Annotated in this window: 17 protein-coding genes and 1 pseudogene; 13 read left to right on the forward strand and 5 right to left on the reverse strand. The window is 59.9% G+C overall.

Annotated elements, in window-relative coordinates:
* Positions 1-17 precede the first annotated feature (17 nt).
* The 4 genes from B7Y89_RS12880 to B7Y89_RS12895 are packed head-to-tail and all read left to right on the forward strand — an operon-like array spanning position 18 to position 2,735.
* Positions 18-728: a CoA transferase subunit A gene (locus B7Y89_RS12880; protein ID WP_292938908.1), complete on the forward strand. Its 711-nt coding sequence runs from the start codon at positions 18-20 to the stop codon at positions 726-728.
* Between the two features lie 54 nt (positions 729-782).
* Positions 783-1,442, forward strand: coding sequence for a CoA transferase subunit B (locus tag B7Y89_RS12885; RefSeq protein ID WP_292938909.1), 660 nt, complete (start codon positions 783-785; stop codon positions 1,440-1,442).
* Between the two features lie 16 nt (positions 1,443-1,458).
* On the forward strand, positions 1,459-2,007 hold the full coding sequence (locus B7Y89_RS12890; RefSeq protein ID WP_292938910.1) for a glutathione peroxidase: 549 nt from the start codon (positions 1,459-1,461) through the stop codon (positions 2,005-2,007).
* Positions 2,008-2,051: 44 nt separating this feature from the next.
* A complete protein-coding gene (locus tag B7Y89_RS12895) occupies positions 2,052-2,735 on the forward strand; it encodes a glutathione S-transferase family protein (protein WP_292938911.1) in 684 nt (227 codons plus the stop codon).
* A 7-nt stretch (positions 2,736-2,742) separates the two neighbouring features.
* On the opposite strand, the gene B7Y89_RS12900 is transcribed toward B7Y89_RS12895, so the two are convergent.
* Positions 2,743-3,162 carry a DUF983 domain-containing protein gene (locus B7Y89_RS12900; protein WP_292938912.1) on the reverse strand — a complete coding sequence of 140 codons (420 nt, stop codon included), beginning with the start codon at positions 3,160-3,162 and terminating at the stop codon, positions 2,743-2,745.
* A gap of 106 nt (positions 3,163-3,268) precedes the next feature.
* Between B7Y89_RS12900 and B7Y89_RS12905 the strand changes: the two genes are divergently transcribed.
* Genes B7Y89_RS12905 through B7Y89_RS12915 form a run of 3 tightly spaced genes read left to right on the forward strand, consistent with a single transcriptional unit; the run spans position 3,269 to position 5,389 of the window.
* Positions 3,269-3,928, forward strand: coding sequence for a ferritin-like domain-containing protein (locus tag B7Y89_RS12905; RefSeq protein ID WP_292938913.1), 660 nt, complete (start codon positions 3,269-3,271; stop codon positions 3,926-3,928).
* Positions 3,929-3,987: 59 nt separating this feature from the next.
* Positions 3,988-4,599 (forward strand): lysophospholipid acyltransferase family protein, encoded by a 612-nt coding sequence (locus tag B7Y89_RS12910; RefSeq protein WP_292938914.1) that lies wholly within the window; start codon positions 3,988-3,990, stop codon positions 4,597-4,599.
* Positions 4,592-5,389, forward strand: a complete 798-nt coding sequence (locus B7Y89_RS12915) for a DUF1295 domain-containing protein (protein ID WP_292938915.1) — start codon at positions 4,592-4,594, stop codon at positions 5,387-5,389. Before B7Y89_RS12910 ends, B7Y89_RS12915 begins: the two co-directional genes overlap by 8 nt.
* A 93-nt stretch (positions 5,390-5,482) precedes the next feature.
* On the opposite strand, the gene B7Y89_RS12920 is transcribed toward B7Y89_RS12915, so the two are convergent.
* The gene (locus B7Y89_RS12920; RefSeq protein WP_292938916.1) at positions 5,483-7,819 is read right to left on the reverse strand and encodes a TonB-dependent receptor; all 2,337 of its coding nucleotides are present in this window, start codon (positions 7,817-7,819) and stop codon (positions 5,483-5,485) included.
* Between the two features lie 164 nt (positions 7,820-7,983).
* Here B7Y89_RS12920 and B7Y89_RS12925 point away from each other — a divergent pair, with 164 nt between their 5' ends.
* Genes B7Y89_RS12925 through B7Y89_RS12935 form a run of 3 tightly spaced genes read left to right on the forward strand, consistent with a single transcriptional unit; the run spans position 7,984 to position 9,269 of the window.
* The gene (locus B7Y89_RS12925) at positions 7,984-8,595 is read left to right on the forward strand and encodes a TetR/AcrR family transcriptional regulator (RefSeq protein WP_292938917.1); all 612 of its coding nucleotides are present in this window, start codon (positions 7,984-7,986) and stop codon (positions 8,593-8,595) included.
* 57 nt (positions 8,596-8,652) lie between these two features.
* Positions 8,653-8,886 (forward strand): type II toxin-antitoxin system prevent-host-death family antitoxin, encoded by a 234-nt coding sequence (locus tag B7Y89_RS12930; protein ID WP_292938918.1) that lies wholly within the window; start codon positions 8,653-8,655, stop codon positions 8,884-8,886.
* Positions 8,883-9,269, forward strand: a complete 387-nt coding sequence (locus B7Y89_RS12935) for a type II toxin-antitoxin system VapC family toxin (RefSeq protein WP_292938919.1) — start codon at positions 8,883-8,885, stop codon at positions 9,267-9,269. The genes B7Y89_RS12930 and B7Y89_RS12935 overlap by 4 nt, the downstream gene beginning before the upstream one ends.
* Before the next feature lie 174 nt (positions 9,270-9,443).
* Here B7Y89_RS12935 and B7Y89_RS12940 read toward each other — a convergent pair whose 3' ends face one another.
* The 3 genes from B7Y89_RS12940 to B7Y89_RS12950 are packed head-to-tail and all read right to left on the reverse strand — an operon-like array spanning position 9,444 to position 11,226.
* The gene (locus tag B7Y89_RS12940) at positions 9,444-10,352 is read right to left on the reverse strand and encodes a sterol desaturase family protein (RefSeq protein ID WP_292938920.1); all 909 of its coding nucleotides are present in this window, start codon (positions 10,350-10,352) and stop codon (positions 9,444-9,446) included.
* Entirely contained in the window at positions 10,349-10,750 is a 402-nt protein-coding gene (locus B7Y89_RS12945; protein WP_292938921.1) for a hypothetical protein, read from the reverse strand. Before B7Y89_RS12945 ends, B7Y89_RS12940 begins: the two co-directional genes overlap by 4 nt.
* 41 nt (positions 10,751-10,791) lie before the next feature.
* Entirely contained in the window at positions 10,792-11,226 is a 435-nt protein-coding gene (locus tag B7Y89_RS12950; RefSeq protein ID WP_292938922.1) for a TIGR01244 family sulfur transferase, read from the reverse strand.
* Positions 11,227-11,525: 299 nt separating this feature from the next.
* Between B7Y89_RS12950 and B7Y89_RS12955 the strand changes: the two are divergent.
* The 3 genes and pseudogenes from B7Y89_RS12955 (at position 11,526) to argF (ending at position 14,568) form a co-directional block, all read left to right on the forward strand.
* Positions 11,526-12,285, forward strand: a pseudogene (locus B7Y89_RS12955) (cold-shock protein).
* 172 nt (positions 12,286-12,457) lie between these two features.
* Positions 12,458-13,645 (forward strand): aspartate aminotransferase family protein, encoded by a 1,188-nt coding sequence (locus tag B7Y89_RS12960; RefSeq protein WP_292938923.1) that lies wholly within the window; start codon positions 12,458-12,460, stop codon positions 13,643-13,645.
* Positions 13,642-14,568: an ornithine carbamoyltransferase gene (gene argF, locus B7Y89_RS12965; protein ID WP_292938924.1), complete on the forward strand. Its 927-nt coding sequence runs from the start codon at positions 13,642-13,644 to the stop codon at positions 14,566-14,568. Before B7Y89_RS12960 ends, argF begins: the two co-directional genes overlap by 4 nt.
* The last annotated feature ends 1 nt before the right edge of the window (position 14,569 follow it).

Raw genomic sequence — 14,569 nt, forward strand, 5'->3', positions numbered from 1 at the left:
GCAGGAGAGAATTCCCGATGTCCAAAAAGCTTTATGCCGATGCCGCAGCCGCGCTTGACGGTCTGTTGCGCGATGACTTGCTAATAGCGTGCGGTGGTTTCGGCCTGTGCGGTGTTCCCGAACGCTTGCTGGATGCGGTGCGCGACAGCGGGGTGAAGGGGCTGACCTTTGCCAGCAACAACGCCGGAATTGACAACGAAGGCATCGGCAAGTTGCTGCGCACGCGCCAGGTGCGCAAAATGATCTCGTCCTATGTCGGCGAAAACAAGGAATTTGAACGGCAGTACCTTTCGGGCGAACTGGAGGTCGAGTTTTCCCCCCAGGGCACGCTGGCCGAACGGATGCGCGCAGGCGGCGCTGGCATTCCCGGCTTTTACACCAAGACCGGCGTTGGTACGCTGGTGGCACAGGGTAAGGACACCAAGGTTTTCAACGGGCAGGAATATCTGCTGGAACAGGGCATCTTTGCCGATCTGTCGCTGGTCAAGGCGTGGAAGGCCGACGAAAGCGGTAATGTCGTGTTCCGCAAGACCGCCCGCAATTTCAACGTGCCCGCCGCCACATGCGGCAAGGTTTGCGTAGTAGAGGTTGAGGAAATCGTACCCCTTGGCAGCCTTGATCCTGACAGCATCCACCTGCCCGGCGTTTATGTGCAGCGGATAATTGTCGGTGCGCCTTATGACAAGAAAATCGAGTTCCGCACCGTGCGTGAGCGTGAAGCAGCCTGACCTGTTCAGGCCCACCGCCCCACAACTGCTGAAATCTTTTGGAAAGAACAGACAATGACCACCCATGACGGACTGAAAACAGGCTGGACCCGCGACCAGATGGCAGCGCGCGCCGCACAGGAATTGCAGGACGGTTATTACGTCAACCTTGGCATCGGCATCCCCACGCTGGTGGCCAATCACGTGCCCGAAGGCATGACCGTGACCTTGCAATCGGAAAACGGGATGCTCGGCATCGGCCCGTTCCCTTATGCCGGCGAAGAAGATGCCGATCTGATCAACGCGGGCAAGCAAACGATCAGCGAATTGCCGCAGACCGCCTATTTCGACAGCGCCACCAGCTTTGCCATGATCCGTGGCGGCAAGATCGACCTCACGGTGCTTGGCGCGATGGAAGTGGCCGAAAACGGCGACATCGCCAACTGGATGGTGCCGGGCAAGATGATCAAGGGCATGGGCGGTGCGATGGATCTGGTGGCAGGCGTCAAGAAGATCATCGTGGTGATGGAACATGTGGCCAAGGACGGATCGCCAAAGTTCATTCCGGCCTGCACCCTGCCATTGACCGGCGTGGGCGTGGTGGACATGATCGTAACCGACCTTGCCGTCTTTGCGCGTCCCGATCACGCCTCGCCATTCCGCCTGCTGGAACTGGCACCGGGTGTGACCGCGCAAGATGTTCGGGCCAAGACGACCGCGCATTACATCGACTGATTGGGAGAAAACGGCCATGGCATCTGAACTTGCAACCATTCCATTGACCCGCCTTGATGGCAGCGCCGACACTTTGGCTAATCACGCGGGCAAAGTGCTGCTGGTCGTCAATGTCGCATCAAAGTGCGGACTGACCCCGCAATATGAGGGGCTTGAAGCACTGTATAAAGCCAAGGCTGATAGCGGTTTGGAAGTGCTGGGCTTTCCCGCCAACGATTTTGGCGCGCAGGAGCCAGGATCGCACGAGGAAATTGCCGAGTTCTGCAAGCTCAACTACGGCGTATCCTTCCCGCTCTTTGCCAAAGGCGATGTGACCGGCCCTGCCAAGCAGCCGCTCTATGCAGCGCTGACACAAGCCTTGCCGACCAAGCAAGGCCCAGCCGACGAGTTCCGCGAACGCCTTAAGGGCTATGGCATGACGCCGACACAAGACCCCGAGGTATTGTGGAACTTCGAAAAGTTCCTGATCGCACGCGATGGCACCGTGGCCGCGCGGTTTGCTCCCGGCGTGACGCCTGATGATCCGGCATTGTTGGCGGCGGTCGAGGCTGAACTGGCGAAGTGATCTGCGCCTTGTGAATTGTGCATGGGGCGTTAGGTTTGCGCCCCATGCGCTACACATTGATCACCGCCAACCGGAACTATTCAAGCTGGTCATTGCGCCCGTGGGTGCTGATGAAGGCGTTGGGCATAGGTTTTGCTGACCGGCTTGAACCGTTCACCAAGCCCGCCAATTACGATGAATTCCGCGCCTTTTCGCCCACGGGCCAAGTTCCGGTTCTGGTTGATGGCGCGCGAACGGTGTGGGATTCGCTGGGCATCACGCTCTATCTTGCGGAACGGCATCCGGGGGTGTGGCCACAGGACGAGGCCGCCCGCGCCTTTGCAATGTGTGCTGTGACCGAAATGCAGGGCGGCTTTTCCGCCTTGCGCAATGATTGCACGATGAATGTGGGCGTCCGCGTAAAGCCCCGCCCGATGAGCGCCGCGCTAGTGCGCGATGTCGGCCGCCTGCGCGAGATCTTCGAGGAGGGCCTTGGCCGCTTTGGCGGGCCGTGGCTGGCTGGGCCAGACTTTACCGCGCTGGATGCATTCTTTGCCCCCGTAGCGTTCCGTATCCGCACTTATGGGCTGGACGTGGGGGCGGGGAAAGCTTGGGTCGATCACGTGCTGGCACACCCCGCGATGCGGCAATGGGAGTCCGAGGCCTTGGCCGAAACATGGCGCGAAGTAGGGCATGAAGCCGAATTGGCCGAATGCGGGGAAGTGACGGCGGATTATCGCAAAGGTTGAACCGCCTCTAATCCTCGGCCTTGTCCTTGGCGTTCAGCTTCGCCCATAAACTCTCAGTGCCTGCTTCGATGGCGTTGTTCACATATTGTGATGCGACAAGCCAGCCTTTGAACGGGCGCAGTGTCGCAAGGCAGCCGAAGCCCAGAATAGGCACCGATGTGAGCACGTGCACCCACCATGGCGGCGCATAAGCGACTTCAAGCCATACCGCGAGAAACGTCAGCGGGAATGCCGTGATGCAAAGCGCGAAAAACGCAGGGCCATCATCGGCATTGGCGAAATCATAATTCAGCCCGCATTCGGGGCAGGTTTTTTGCAGTTTCAACCAGCCGTTGAACATGGATGCCTTCGCACAGCGCGGGCACAACCCTTTCCAGCCGCACCGGAAAATCCAGTCGAACTTGGGGTTTTTCGTGAAAAAGGCCATGCCGGTGATCCTGTATTGTGCGCAACTGTCCATATGCCAGCGGCCACACTTGGCAAGCCCGAAAGGGTATGGTGGAACGGAATGCAGATTTGTGACATTCTGTAGTGTGATACTTATTTTCCAGCGCTTCCGCGCCCGTTTCCTCGACGTTTTGGCGTCGATCTACATCTATAACGAACACAGGGGCTATACGTCGCTGGATCGGGTGCTGGATGCTGTGCGCGTGCGTTGCCCTGATGATCCGGCATTCATCGCGGCGATTGCCAAGCATCGCGGCGATGAACGCAAACACTATGTCATGTTCAAACGGTGGTTTGAATTGCAGGGGCGCATGCCTTTGGCGGTGGACAGCACGTGCGGGCACATCGACCGGTTCATCGAAAAAGTGTTCGGCTGTTCGATTGATGATCTGGACACCCAGGGCGTGATCTCCAGCCCCGATGCGTTTGAGCGCTTGTGCCGCGTGATCATGCTGACCGAACAGCGCGGCATGGCCCAAGTGGATGTACTGCTGGCCAACCGCCACGTGCAATCGGACAAGGCGATGAAGCGTATCTTCGAGGTTGTGGCGCGCGATGAGCCGGACCACTGGATGCCCTATGAAAACTGGCTGGACCGGCAGGGCCGCGCCAAGGCAAAGCTGCGCGAACGGTGGTCAGACTATTGGATTCACAAGTCTTTAATGCTGGTAAAGCTGCCCAGCCTGTTCCTGCGCCGGTCCACCCCGCGCATGACAGCCTGGCCCGATGCGGGCGACACCGCCTGACCTTATGAACCCTTCGACAATGCACGGCCCTGTGGTTATCCTGCATCGGGGAGACGGGAATGGCAGGATTTATCGAGGACCGCAGGCCGAGCTTGCTTTCGCGGCTGGTACGCAAGGCGTTGGTCACATTCTATCGCATGCGCGGGTGGAAAGCGCATGGTGCGCCGCCGGTTGATGGGCGATGCGTGATTATCGCGGCTCCGCATACGTCGAATTGGGACTTTCTGTACTTCATCGGGCTGACCGAGGACATCGGCATCCAGCCGCATTTCATGGCCAAAGACAGCCTGTTCCGCTGGCCGATGGGCAAGTTCATGCGCGATATGGGCGGGGTGCCGGTGGTGCGATCATCGCGCCAGAACGTGGTTGATACGATGGCGGCCGAGTTTGCACGGCGTGACCGTTTCATGCTGACCATCGCGCCTGAAGGCACGCGCGGCAAAGTGGGGCAGTGGCGCACGGGGTTTTATCACATCGCCATGAAGGCGGGCGTGCCTTTGGTGGTGGGCATGATGGATTATGGCACCAAGACCGGCGGCCTTGGCCCCGCAATTTGGCCCACGGGCGACTATGACGCTGATATGGCAAAGATTTTCGAGTTTTATCAGACAGTCACACCCAAGCATCCTTCGCGCGGGATCGCCAGTTTAGGGCAAGCACTCCATGATTGACGCATTGCTGATCAACGCAGGCCTTCTGGTTCTGGGCATGGCGATGCTGTGGCGCATTGCGGTGCGGATCGGCGATGTCAGCTTTATCGACGCGGTTTGGGGCGGCGGTATGGGCGTATTGGCGCTGATATCATGGCTGCATGTGAACGGCGGAGCGGGCGCGCGCGCAAGTTTGATCGCTGCGATGGCTTCGATCTGGGCGGCGCGGCTGGCTTGGCACTTGTATGCGCGGTGGCGGGTGCATGGTGAAGACCCGCGCTATGCCAGGATGCTGGGCAAGGCGCGGGTAGAGGCCCGGTATGGGGCGGCGGCGCTCAAACTGGTGTTTGCACCGCAGGCATTGCTGCTGTTCATCACTTGCCTGCCCGCGCAATTGGGTATTCTGGCAAGCGGCGGGATGGCGCCTGTGGGCGTTTTGGCGCAGGTTGGTGGCGTTTTGTGGCTTATCGGCATTGCATTCGAGGCGGTTGGCGATTGGCAGTTAAGCCGCTTCCGCGCCGATCCTGCCAACAAAGGCCGCGTGCTGGATACTGGGCTGTGGCGCTATACCCGGCACCCCAATTACTTTGGCGATGCCTGCGTGTGGTGGGGTATCTGGCTGGCGGCGGCAGAGGCCGGATTATGGGTTGCGCTGGTGAGCGCCATTGGCCCTGTATTCCTGACGTTCACCCTGACCCGCTGGTCTGGCAAGCCGCTGTTGGAAAAGGACATGGCGGCGCGGCGGCCCGGCTATGCCGAATATGTGCGGCGCACTTCGGGGTTCATTCCATGGTGGCCCAAGCGCGGCTGAATGCAACAAAGCCCCGGTCTTGCGGACCGGGGCTTTGCATTACGAAGCGGGCTATTTGGATGGGGAGCGGCCCGCTTCGGGGGTTATCCCTGCTTAGAAGCGGACGCCCAGTGTGACGTTCCACGTGCGCGGATCGCCGTAATAGACGCTTTGAATGTTACCGACCGAGCTGAATTCCTGCCCATCGGTCTTGTACAGCGTGTTGCCGACGTTGCGCACCGCACCGCGCAAGTAGAACTTGTCGAAATCCACCTGGGCATAGAGGTTGCCCATCCAGTAGCCATCTTCGGTCAGGCCCGCGCGATTATCGACCGAGAGGAAGTGCTTGTCGACAAAGCGCGCATCACCGCCAAGGCTGAGCGAGGCTTCGCCCAGCGGAATGCGGTATTCACCACCAACGCGCAAAGTGAGCGGCGGGGCAAAGGCCGGACGGCAGGTGATGGCCTGACCGGTGGGGTTGCAGCTGAATGCAGGGGCGCGGCGGCCGTCGTTGAACTCCTTGTAATCAGCATCGAGATAGCCGACCGACGCAAACAGCGTGACCGGCGTTGCAGGCCGCACGTTGATATCAAATTCGAAGCCCTGGATACGCAACTTGCCAGCGTTGAGCACAGGGAAGCTGCCACCGGTGATGCCGGTGTTGCCGCCTCCGACGCGGGCCTGGAAGTTTTCGTAATCCGAATAGAACGCAGCGCCCGATACGTTCACGCGGCCATCAAGGAACGAACCCTTTGCGCCCACTTCGTAAGTCCACACGGTTTCAGGCTTGAACGTGGGCACAATCACCGTGGCACCGTTCACGACTTGGGTAACATCGCCCACGCCATTGACGCGACCATTGAACCCGCCCGATTTGAAGCCACGGCTGGCCGAGGCATAGACCATGGTGTTCTGCGATGGCTTGTAAGACAGCGTCGCCGATGGGGTCCACGCTTCATAGGTCACGCTGTTGGCGGTGTTGAAGGGCGCTGGCAGATTGGTTGGGAATGCAAACGTGCTGCGGATCACGATGGCCGGGAATACCGGGCTGGACGTGGTGGCCGTGGTTGTACGGAAGTATTCCTTGGTTTCACGCGTATAACGCAAGCCCGCGGTGAGCGAGAGCGCTTCGGTGAAATCATAGGTCAACTGGCCGAACGCGGCATAGGACTTGGTGTCCTGTTCATCGTCAATCGTCCGCAGGAAGTTGAGCGGTGTGCCAACGTATTGCAGATAGCTGTCAGCATAGGCTTCCTGATGCGAGGTGACGTGCTCGTTCAGGTAATAGAGGCCGAGCACGCCCTTGAGCTTGTCGGCATCAAGTTTGAGCTGCAGTTCCTGACTGAACTGGTCTTGGCGCGTGCCCACGAAAACGTCGCCGACTTCGGCGGTGGTGGCGTCAATATCGACGAAGAAATCGGTCTTCAGCTTACGATAAGCGGTGATCGATGAAAGCTGCAGTGCATCTGACAGATCGACGTTGATCGTGCCCGATACGCCCCAATGATCAAGCCGCTGGCCTTCGTTGTTATTGAAGCTGGTCGACGCTTTGTAGTCCCATTCACCAACCGCGGCAGGCGCGATTGTGAAGGGTGTAAGCCCGGTAAACGTAGCGTTGTAATTGAAGCCCACCAGCGGTGCGGTGTTTTGGCCCAGTGTAAGCGCATTGCGCTGGCGCGTATAATCGCCTGCAATCAGCACTTCGACCGTTTCGACCGGCTGCGCGCGCAAAATGGCGCGGCCTGACAGGTTGTTGCGATCATTGTACTTTTTGCCGGTGCGGGGATCGGTGACGATGCCATCGCGATCATCGTAAACGCCAGCTACCGACAGCGCGAGTTTGTCTGCCACCAGCGGAGCCGAGACATAACCCTTGGCGGTCACTTCATTGAAGCGACCGTAAGTGATTGCGCCTTCACCGCGCAAGGTGTTGAAGTCCGGCTTTTTTGACACGACGTTGACCGCGCCGCCAATGGTGTTCTTGCCGTAAAGCGTGCCTTGCGGGCCGCGCAGCACTTCAACGCGCTGGACATCAAACAGATTGAGCAATGCGCCCTGGATGCGGCTGAGATACACGCCATCGACATAGACGCCGACCGCCGGATCAAAAGTTTGCAACGCGTCGGGCTGGCCGATGCCGCGAATGTAGAAGTTGGCGCTGCTGGCCGAGCCACGGCCCTGCACGATGTTGACGTTGGGGATGGCGCCCTGAATGCCGGACAAGTCCTTGGCACCGGCCTTTTCGAGCGCTTCCGTGCTGAGGGCAGACATCGAGATCGGCACATCCAGCAAACGCTCTTCACGGCGGCGCGCGATCACAAGGATTTCGCCGCTGGCGTCAGAGACGGTTGCTTCATCAGCAGGGGCTTCTTGCGCAAAAGCAGGAAGGGCGGGCAGTGCAAACAGCACAGCAGATGCGGCCAAAGCGGCGCGCATGGAAATTCGGGTCATCAGACAAGCTCCCTCTCACGGACTTCGTCGTCCGCCTCTGCAGCTCAATATTGAAAGTTGAACCATCTTTCAACTTCGTATTGTGAGGTTAGGCTTTTGTCGTTACGCATAGTGGCGAAACGGCAACAGGCTGATGGGGTCGGTGGTTGCCGGGGGAGAATGTCATGGCCGAAACAAGCGCTGCCAGTCCGGGCAAAGTGCCAAGGACGGCGCGCGGGCGCGAAACGCTGCGCAAGCTGCTGGATGCAGCGGCGGCAGAGTTTGGCGAGCGCGGCTTTCATGAAGCATCGATCAGCGGGATTACCCGGCGGGCGGGCACCGCGCTGGGCAGCTTTTACACTTATTTCGATTCGAAGGACGCGATCTTTACCGCGCTGGTCCGCGATATGTCAGCCCGCGTAGCGACCGCGGCCGCAGGCGCGGTGTCCCAAGGCGCGCATGGCCTGCAACGCGAAGGCGAGGCACTGGCGGGGTTCCTGCACTTTGCGCGGGAGCACAAGGAAATCTATCGGATCATCGATGAAGCCGAATTCGCCGATCCCGCCAGCTATCGCGCGCATTACGAAGGCACCGCCACCCGCATTGCCGCACGTCTGGCCGAAGGTGTGAAAGCTGGCACCATCCGCGATGGCGAACAGGATGTGCGCGCATGGGCGATCATGGGCATGAACGTGTTCCTCGGCCTGCGCTTTGGCGTGTGGGATGATGCACGGCCGGTTGAGGACATTGCCGAGGTAGCAGCCGATTTGCTGAGCGAGGGCTTGCAGGTGCGCTGATTCCCGGACTTGCCGCCGTCCTTCTACTTAGCTATATAGTTAGCCAAGGAGAGTTCGATGGCGCAATTTTCAGTCCACGATGCCAAAACCAATTTGTCACGCCTCATCGCAGATGCGCTTGCCGGTGGTGATGTGGTGATCGCGCGCGGCAACGTACCAGCCGTACGGCTTGTGCCAGTCACTCCGCGCGGGAAGCGGCAATTCGGCGCGCTAAGAGGCAAGATCGCGTGTGATGCGGGTTTTGACGAAGCGCTGCCCGACGACGAACTGGAGGGGTGGAATCTCGGGTGAAGCTGCTGCTCGATACCCACGCCCTGATCTGGTGGCTGGCGGGCGATGACGCCCTTAGTATCCCGGCGCGGCAAGCCATCGCCGACGAGGCTAACGCTGTGGCGGTAAGCGCAGCATCAGCCATGGAAGTGGCCACAAAGTTTCGTATCGGCAAGCTTGCGCAGGCCGCGCTGCTTGCGCAAAATTTCGAAGCTATCATCGCCGATCAGGGCTTTGTTGAATTGCCAATCACAGTCCATCATGCACGTCTCGCCGGCGAGATGAAAATCGATCACAAGGACCCCTTCGATCGCCTCCTGATCGCGCAGGCCCAAGCCGAAGACATGGTGCTGGTTTCAAACGAGGCGCTGTTCGACGGCTTTGCGGTAAAACGGCTGTGGTGAGGTTGGTATTGGCTTAGAGCCAACTGAACCAGATCCGCCAGCTTCAAGCGCGGCAGGAACAAGCCTCAGCCCGAATCAGGTCCGGGCCGACGAAAAGCTGGGACGGCGGCTTTCTGGGGACGGGTCATTAAAGACAGATGCAGGTCGTGTCCGGACAGGCGAACTACCGCTCATTCAATCGCGAAAGCTGCCGTTCAACTCCTCGCCCCGCCGCTCAAGCCAGCGTGCGCGGATGGTGTCCGAGCCTTCGCGTGAACCGTCGTGGCTCCAGCCGGGCGCGCGGACGAGATAGGACAGTTTGTGCCGCCATGGCGCGCGCCAGAAATCGGCCAGCATCCCTTGCCATTCGTGGAATACAGCGTGGAGAAGGTGGAAGCTGCCCAATTGTTTGACGATGCCGTAGCGGATGGCGAGGTCATCGCGTTCGCGCTGGAACGTGCCGAACAGGCGGTCCCAGACGATGAAAACGCCGGCGTAGTTGCGATCAAGGTAAAGCGGGTTGGTGGCGTGGTGGACGCGGTGGTGCGAGGGGGTGTTGAACACCGCCTCGAACCAGCGCGGCATGCGGCCGATGGTTTCGGTGTGGATCCAGAACTGGTAGATGAGGTTTGCGCCGCCAACTGTCAGGATCATGGCTGGGTGGAAGCCGATGAACGCGGGCCAGATGCGGAACAGGAATGATCCGGCAAGCGGGCCGGTCCATGTCTGGCGCAGCGCGGTGGACAGGTTGTAGTGCTGGCTGGTGTGATGGTTGACATGGGACGCCCAGAACCAGCGCACACGGTGTCCGCTGCGGTGGAACAGATAATAATTGAAGTCATCCAGCACGAAGCACAGGCCCCACGCCCACCATGTCAAAGGCACTGTGGCCACGCGGTGTTCGTAAAGCCACAGCGCGGCGGCATAGACCAGGCCAGCGGCAAGCGCGCCCGCCACCGTGCTGCCAAGGCCAAGGCCCAGACTGGTGAGTGTGTCGCGCGGTTCGTATTTGTCCGGATGGCGACGGGCAGCCCAGACCATCTCTGCCAGAATCAGCACGATGAAAAACGGCACCGCGTATGTGACGACATCAATGGGTGTCATTTCGGGGCGCTCCCCAAACGGCGCAAGCTGGCGGCCCACACTTGCGCCTGATCGCCAAGATCAAGCGTGACCGTGCCAAAGCGCTTGTCTTGCGTTGTGATGGTGAGAAACCGGCTGTCGAGCCTTACGCCTGCATGGCTGGTAAGTTCACGCGCTGCAAAGTGGCTGCCGTGTTGCCGGATGAGCAACACGCGGCCAAGCGAATCGCGGACCAATGCACCCACCCTTGCCCGATCAAGCACCACGGCTTGCGTATCGAAGCCGCACACGGCGTCATCCGCCAGGGCGCGGGCATGGTCCTCATCGGCAATGCGCGGATCGCCGCCAAGCCGCAGCTTGCGCGCCAGTCCGCCGAGCAAGAAGATCGCGATGAGCGACACGCCAATTTGCAACGCCATGAAGACGCCGGGTATCTGATCGATCTGTGGCAAGTGAAGGCTTATCCGGCTTGGGCGGCGAGCATGTCGACCGTCGCGCGAATGGGGGCGATATCGTAGCCCGCGCCAGCGGCTTTGGCGGCGATGGCATCGGGGCTGACGCCCGCTTTTGCCTGCGCAAGCGCCCATAACAGCGTGGAGCGGGTGCCCGAACGGCAATAAGCAAGAACCGGCGCATCGCCTGCTTGCGCCAGGGCCTGTTGCATTGCTTCGACTTGCGTCATCGAAAACCCGGCATGCGTGACCGGAATGGCGACATAAGCCAGCCCTGCCTCGTGCGCGGCGGCTTCGATATCCGGGCCGGGGACCTGATCGTCGGATTCGTCCTCAGGCCGGTTGTTAATGATCAAACCTATGCCAAGCGCCTTGGCATAGGCCACTTCGGCCAGCGTAATTTGCGGGCTGGCATAGGTTTTGTCGTCTATCTTGCGGAACATGGGGACAAGGTCCTGATCAGAGAAAGCAGTTGAGTCTCTTGTGCCCAATGGTCGCAAGCGGGGCAAGCCTTGGCGCAAATCACCACGAAATTGGCAGAAAAGTCACAGCTTACTGGGGAAATTGAAGCCTATGTGACGATTCCGTTCGCGCTCTTCTTTTTTTAGGTTATAGTCTTACGCGCAAAGGAGACCTCCGGCCCGTTAAAGTCCGGTAGTGATTCCTTCGTCGTGCCGCTGGTCCCCGCGTCCGGCCTGCGGTGCCGTGAAGGTAGGGGCGGATTGAAGGTCTATTGATTTCTATGGGTTTTGACAGAGGGCGGCGCGGTCGCGGCAAGGATAAGCGCGACGGATTCGGCGACGAGGGTGGTTTTGATCCCTACGGCGGCGGCGGTGGTGGCGGTTTCGGCGGCGGCTTTGGCGGCGGCGATCGTGGCGGCTTCGGCGGCGGTGATCGTGGCGGCTTTGGTGGCGGCGGAAATCGCGGCGTGGTCGGCGGGGGTGGCCGTGGCGGCTTCGGCGGCGGCGGGGGCGGTGGCGGCCGGCGGCGGCGGCGGTGGCGGCGGAATGCCTGCCCAGGTTGTCGGCACCGGTAAGGGCGTCGTAAAGTTCTTTAACGGCCAGAAGGGCTTTGGCTTCATCCAGCGCGAAGACGGCGGCGAAGATGTGTTCGTTCACATCAGCGCAGTCGAACGTGCGGGTCTTGAAGGCCTGGCAGAAGGCCAGCAGCTGGAATTCAACCTCGTTGATCGTGGCGGCAAGGTTTCGGCAGCTGATCTTCAGGTTGTTGGTGACGTTATCGAAGTGGCAGCCAAGCCTGCTGCACCCCAGCGCGAGCTGACGGGTGAGCGCGCTACGGGTACGGTCAAGTTCTTCAACGCAATGAAAGGCTTCGGCTTTATCACGCGTGATGACGGCCAGCCTGATGCATTCGTGCACATCAGCGCAGTTGAGCGTTCGGGTCTGCGTGAGCTGAACGAAGGCGACAAGCTTGAATTCGACCTTGAAGTCGATCGACGAGGCAAGCACTCGGCGGTCAACCTGGTGCCGATTCAGGGTTGATCCCGATTGCATAGCCTCCGGTGATGTCGCCGGCAGCTTGCAACCAACATACGTGCACAGATGGCGGTCCTTTTGGGGCCGCCATTTGTCGTTTCTGATTCCCCTTTTCCCATCCGGACAACGCGCGTGTCTTGCGCCATCCGGACCGCTCGCGATTAAACAGGAGATGCCAATGTCGATCACCCCGCTGATGCCCGTATACCCCCGGTGCGGCGTGCGTCCGGTGCGCGGCGAAAATTGCCACCTGATTTCGGAGGATGGCACCCGCTACCTTGATTTCGCCAGTGGAATTGCGGTGAATATCCTGGGCCATTCGCACGAACATCTTGTGGGCGCGATCCAGCGCCAGGCAGCAACGCTGATGCACGTATCGAACCTTTACGGCAGCCCGCAGGGTGAACATCTGGCGCAGCGCCTTGTGGATCTGACGTTTGCCGATACCGTGTTCTTCACCAATTCTGGCGCTGAAGCGGTTGAATGCGCGATCAAAACCGCGCGCGCCTATCACAGCGCCGTGGGCAATGATCACAAGTTTGAACTGATCACGTTTAAAAACGCGTTCCATGGTCGCACGATGGCAACAATCAGCGCTTCCAATCAGGAAAAGATGCACAAGGGCTTTATGCCGCTGCTGGAAGGCTTCAAATATGTCGACTTTGACGATCTTGAAGGTGCCAAGGCCGCAATTGGCCCGAACACCGCAGGTTTTCTGGTGGAACCGATCCAGGGCGAAGGCGGCATCCGTGACGCTTCGGACGAATTTCTCAAAGGTCTGCGCGATCTGTGTGACGAACATGACCTTATGCTGATCCTTGACGAAGTGCAGTGCGGCGTGGCGCGTACCGGCACCTTCTATGCCTATGAGCAATATGGTTTGACCCCGGACATTCTGGCAACCGCCAAGGGCATTGGCGGCGGCTTCCCGATGGGCGCATGTCTTGCCACGGAAAAGGCAGCGCGCGGCATGGTTGCGGGCACACACGGCAGCACATACGGCGGCAACCCGCTGGCTATGGCGGCAGGTGAAGCGGTGCTTGATGTGGTGGCCAACGACGAATTCCTTGCCGAGGTGCGCGCCAAAGGTGAACGGCTGCGCGGGCGGATGGAGCAATTCATCGGCAATTACCCCGACTTGTTCCTGGGCGTACGTGGCCGAGGGCTGATGCTGGGCTTGATGATGAAAGTCGAACCACGGCCCTTTGTGGCGCACATGCGCGACAATCACCAATTGCTGACCGTTTCTGCTGGCGACAATACGGTACGGGTGATCCCGCCCCTGGTGATCGACGACAGCCATATCGATGAATTTATGGAGCGGCTGTCTGCTGCTGCCGCCAGCTATGAGGCACCTGCGACATGACCCGGCATTTCTTGAATCTTGGCAATGCCGGCGGCGATGCCGTCGCAGCGATGATCAACGATGCGCTTGATCGCAAGGCTGCCCGCGCAGGTGTGCCCAAGGGAACGCCGGACGCCGACACGCCGCTTGCCGGGCATGTCTTGGCGATGGTGTTTGAAAAAAGCTCGACCCGCACGCGGGTGTCATTCGATATCGCCATGCGTCAACTGGGTGGCGCTGCAATCACGCTTGATTCCAGCACAACACAATTGGGGCGTGGCGAGACGATTGCTGACACAGCGCGCGTCCTCAGCCGCATGGCCGATGTGATTATGCTGCGCACCGACGATCACGCAAAAGTAGAGGAACTGGCGCAGTTTGCGACGGTTCCTGTGATCAACGGACTGACCGACTTGTCACACCCGTGCCAGATCATGGCCGATCTGCTGACCGTGATCGAGCACGGCAAAGCATTACCCGGACTGGAAGTGGCATGGCTGGGCGATGGCAACAATGTGTTGAATTCCATTGTTGAAGCAGCCGGACTGATGAAGTTCAACGTTCGCATTGGCGTGCCGGAAGGCTATGAACCGGATGCGGCGTTCATCGCTGCGGCACAAGCAGGCGGCGCAAACGTACGGATCGTTCGCGATCCCGTCGAAGCGGCGCGCGGGGCCGATGTCGTTGTTACCGACACGTGGATTTCGATGGGGCAAAACCATGCCGAGGCAAAGCTTGCGGCAATGGCGCCTTATCAGGTGAACGACGCGTTGATGGCACACGCCAAGCCCGATGCACTCTTCCTGCATTGCCTGCCCGCGCATCGTGGCGAGGAAGTGACGGACGCTGTGATGGATGGGCCGCGTTCGGTTATCTGGGACGAAGCAGAAAACCGCATTCACGCCCAGAAATCGATCCTGCGCTGGGTCTTTGGACAGATTTGAG

It is taken from the genome of Novosphingobium sp. 32-60-15 (genome assembly GCF_002280675.1).
GTDB lineage: Bacteria > Pseudomonadota > Alphaproteobacteria > Sphingomonadales > Sphingomonadaceae > Novosphingobium.

Excerpts from the sequence above, each read along its gene's own strand:
- B7Y89_RS12950 (WP_292938922.1), bottom strand. The coding sequence starts at position 11,226 with ATGTTCCGCAAGATAGACGACAAAACCTATGCCAGCCCGCAAATTACG.
- B7Y89_RS12915 (WP_292938915.1), top strand. The coding sequence starts at position 4,592 with ATGATTGACGCATTGCTGATCAACGCAGGCCTTCTGGTTCTGGGCATG.
- B7Y89_RS12930 (WP_292938918.1), top strand. The coding sequence starts at position 8,653 with ATGGCGCAATTTTCAGTCCACGATGCCAAAACCAATTTGTCACGCCTC.
- B7Y89_RS12910 (WP_292938914.1), top strand. The coding sequence starts at position 3,988 with ATGGCAGGATTTATCGAGGACCGCAGGCCGAGCTTGCTTTCGCGGCTG.
- B7Y89_RS12880 (WP_292938908.1), top strand. The coding sequence starts at position 18 with ATGTCCAAAAAGCTTTATGCCGATGCCGCAGCCGCGCTTGACGGTCTG.
- B7Y89_RS12920 (WP_292938916.1), bottom strand. The coding sequence starts at position 7,819 with ATGACCCGAATTTCCATGCGCGCCGCTTTGGCCGCATCTGCTGTGCTG.
- B7Y89_RS12900 (WP_292938912.1), bottom strand. The coding sequence starts at position 3,162 with ATGGCCTTTTTCACGAAAAACCCCAAGTTCGACTGGATTTTCCGGTGC.
- B7Y89_RS12895 (WP_292938911.1), top strand. The coding sequence starts at position 2,052 with ATGCGCTACACATTGATCACCGCCAACCGGAACTATTCAAGCTGGTCA.
- argF (WP_292938924.1), top strand. The coding sequence starts at position 13,642 with ATGACCCGGCATTTCTTGAATCTTGGCAATGCCGGCGGCGATGCCGTC.
- B7Y89_RS12890 (WP_292938910.1), top strand. The coding sequence starts at position 1,459 with ATGGCATCTGAACTTGCAACCATTCCATTGACCCGCCTTGATGGCAGC.
- B7Y89_RS12925 (WP_292938917.1), top strand. The coding sequence starts at position 7,984 with ATGGCCGAAACAAGCGCTGCCAGTCCGGGCAAAGTGCCAAGGACGGCG.
- B7Y89_RS12940 (WP_292938920.1), bottom strand. The coding sequence starts at position 10,352 with ATGACACCCATTGATGTCGTCACATACGCGGTGCCGTTTTTCATCGTG.
- B7Y89_RS12945 (WP_292938921.1), bottom strand. The coding sequence starts at position 10,750 with ATGGCGTTGCAAATTGGCGTGTCGCTCATCGCGATCTTCTTGCTCGGC.
- B7Y89_RS12885 (WP_292938909.1), top strand. The coding sequence starts at position 783 with ATGACCACCCATGACGGACTGAAAACAGGCTGGACCCGCGACCAGATG.
- B7Y89_RS12960 (WP_292938923.1), top strand. The coding sequence starts at position 12,458 with ATGTCGATCACCCCGCTGATGCCCGTATACCCCCGGTGCGGCGTGCGT.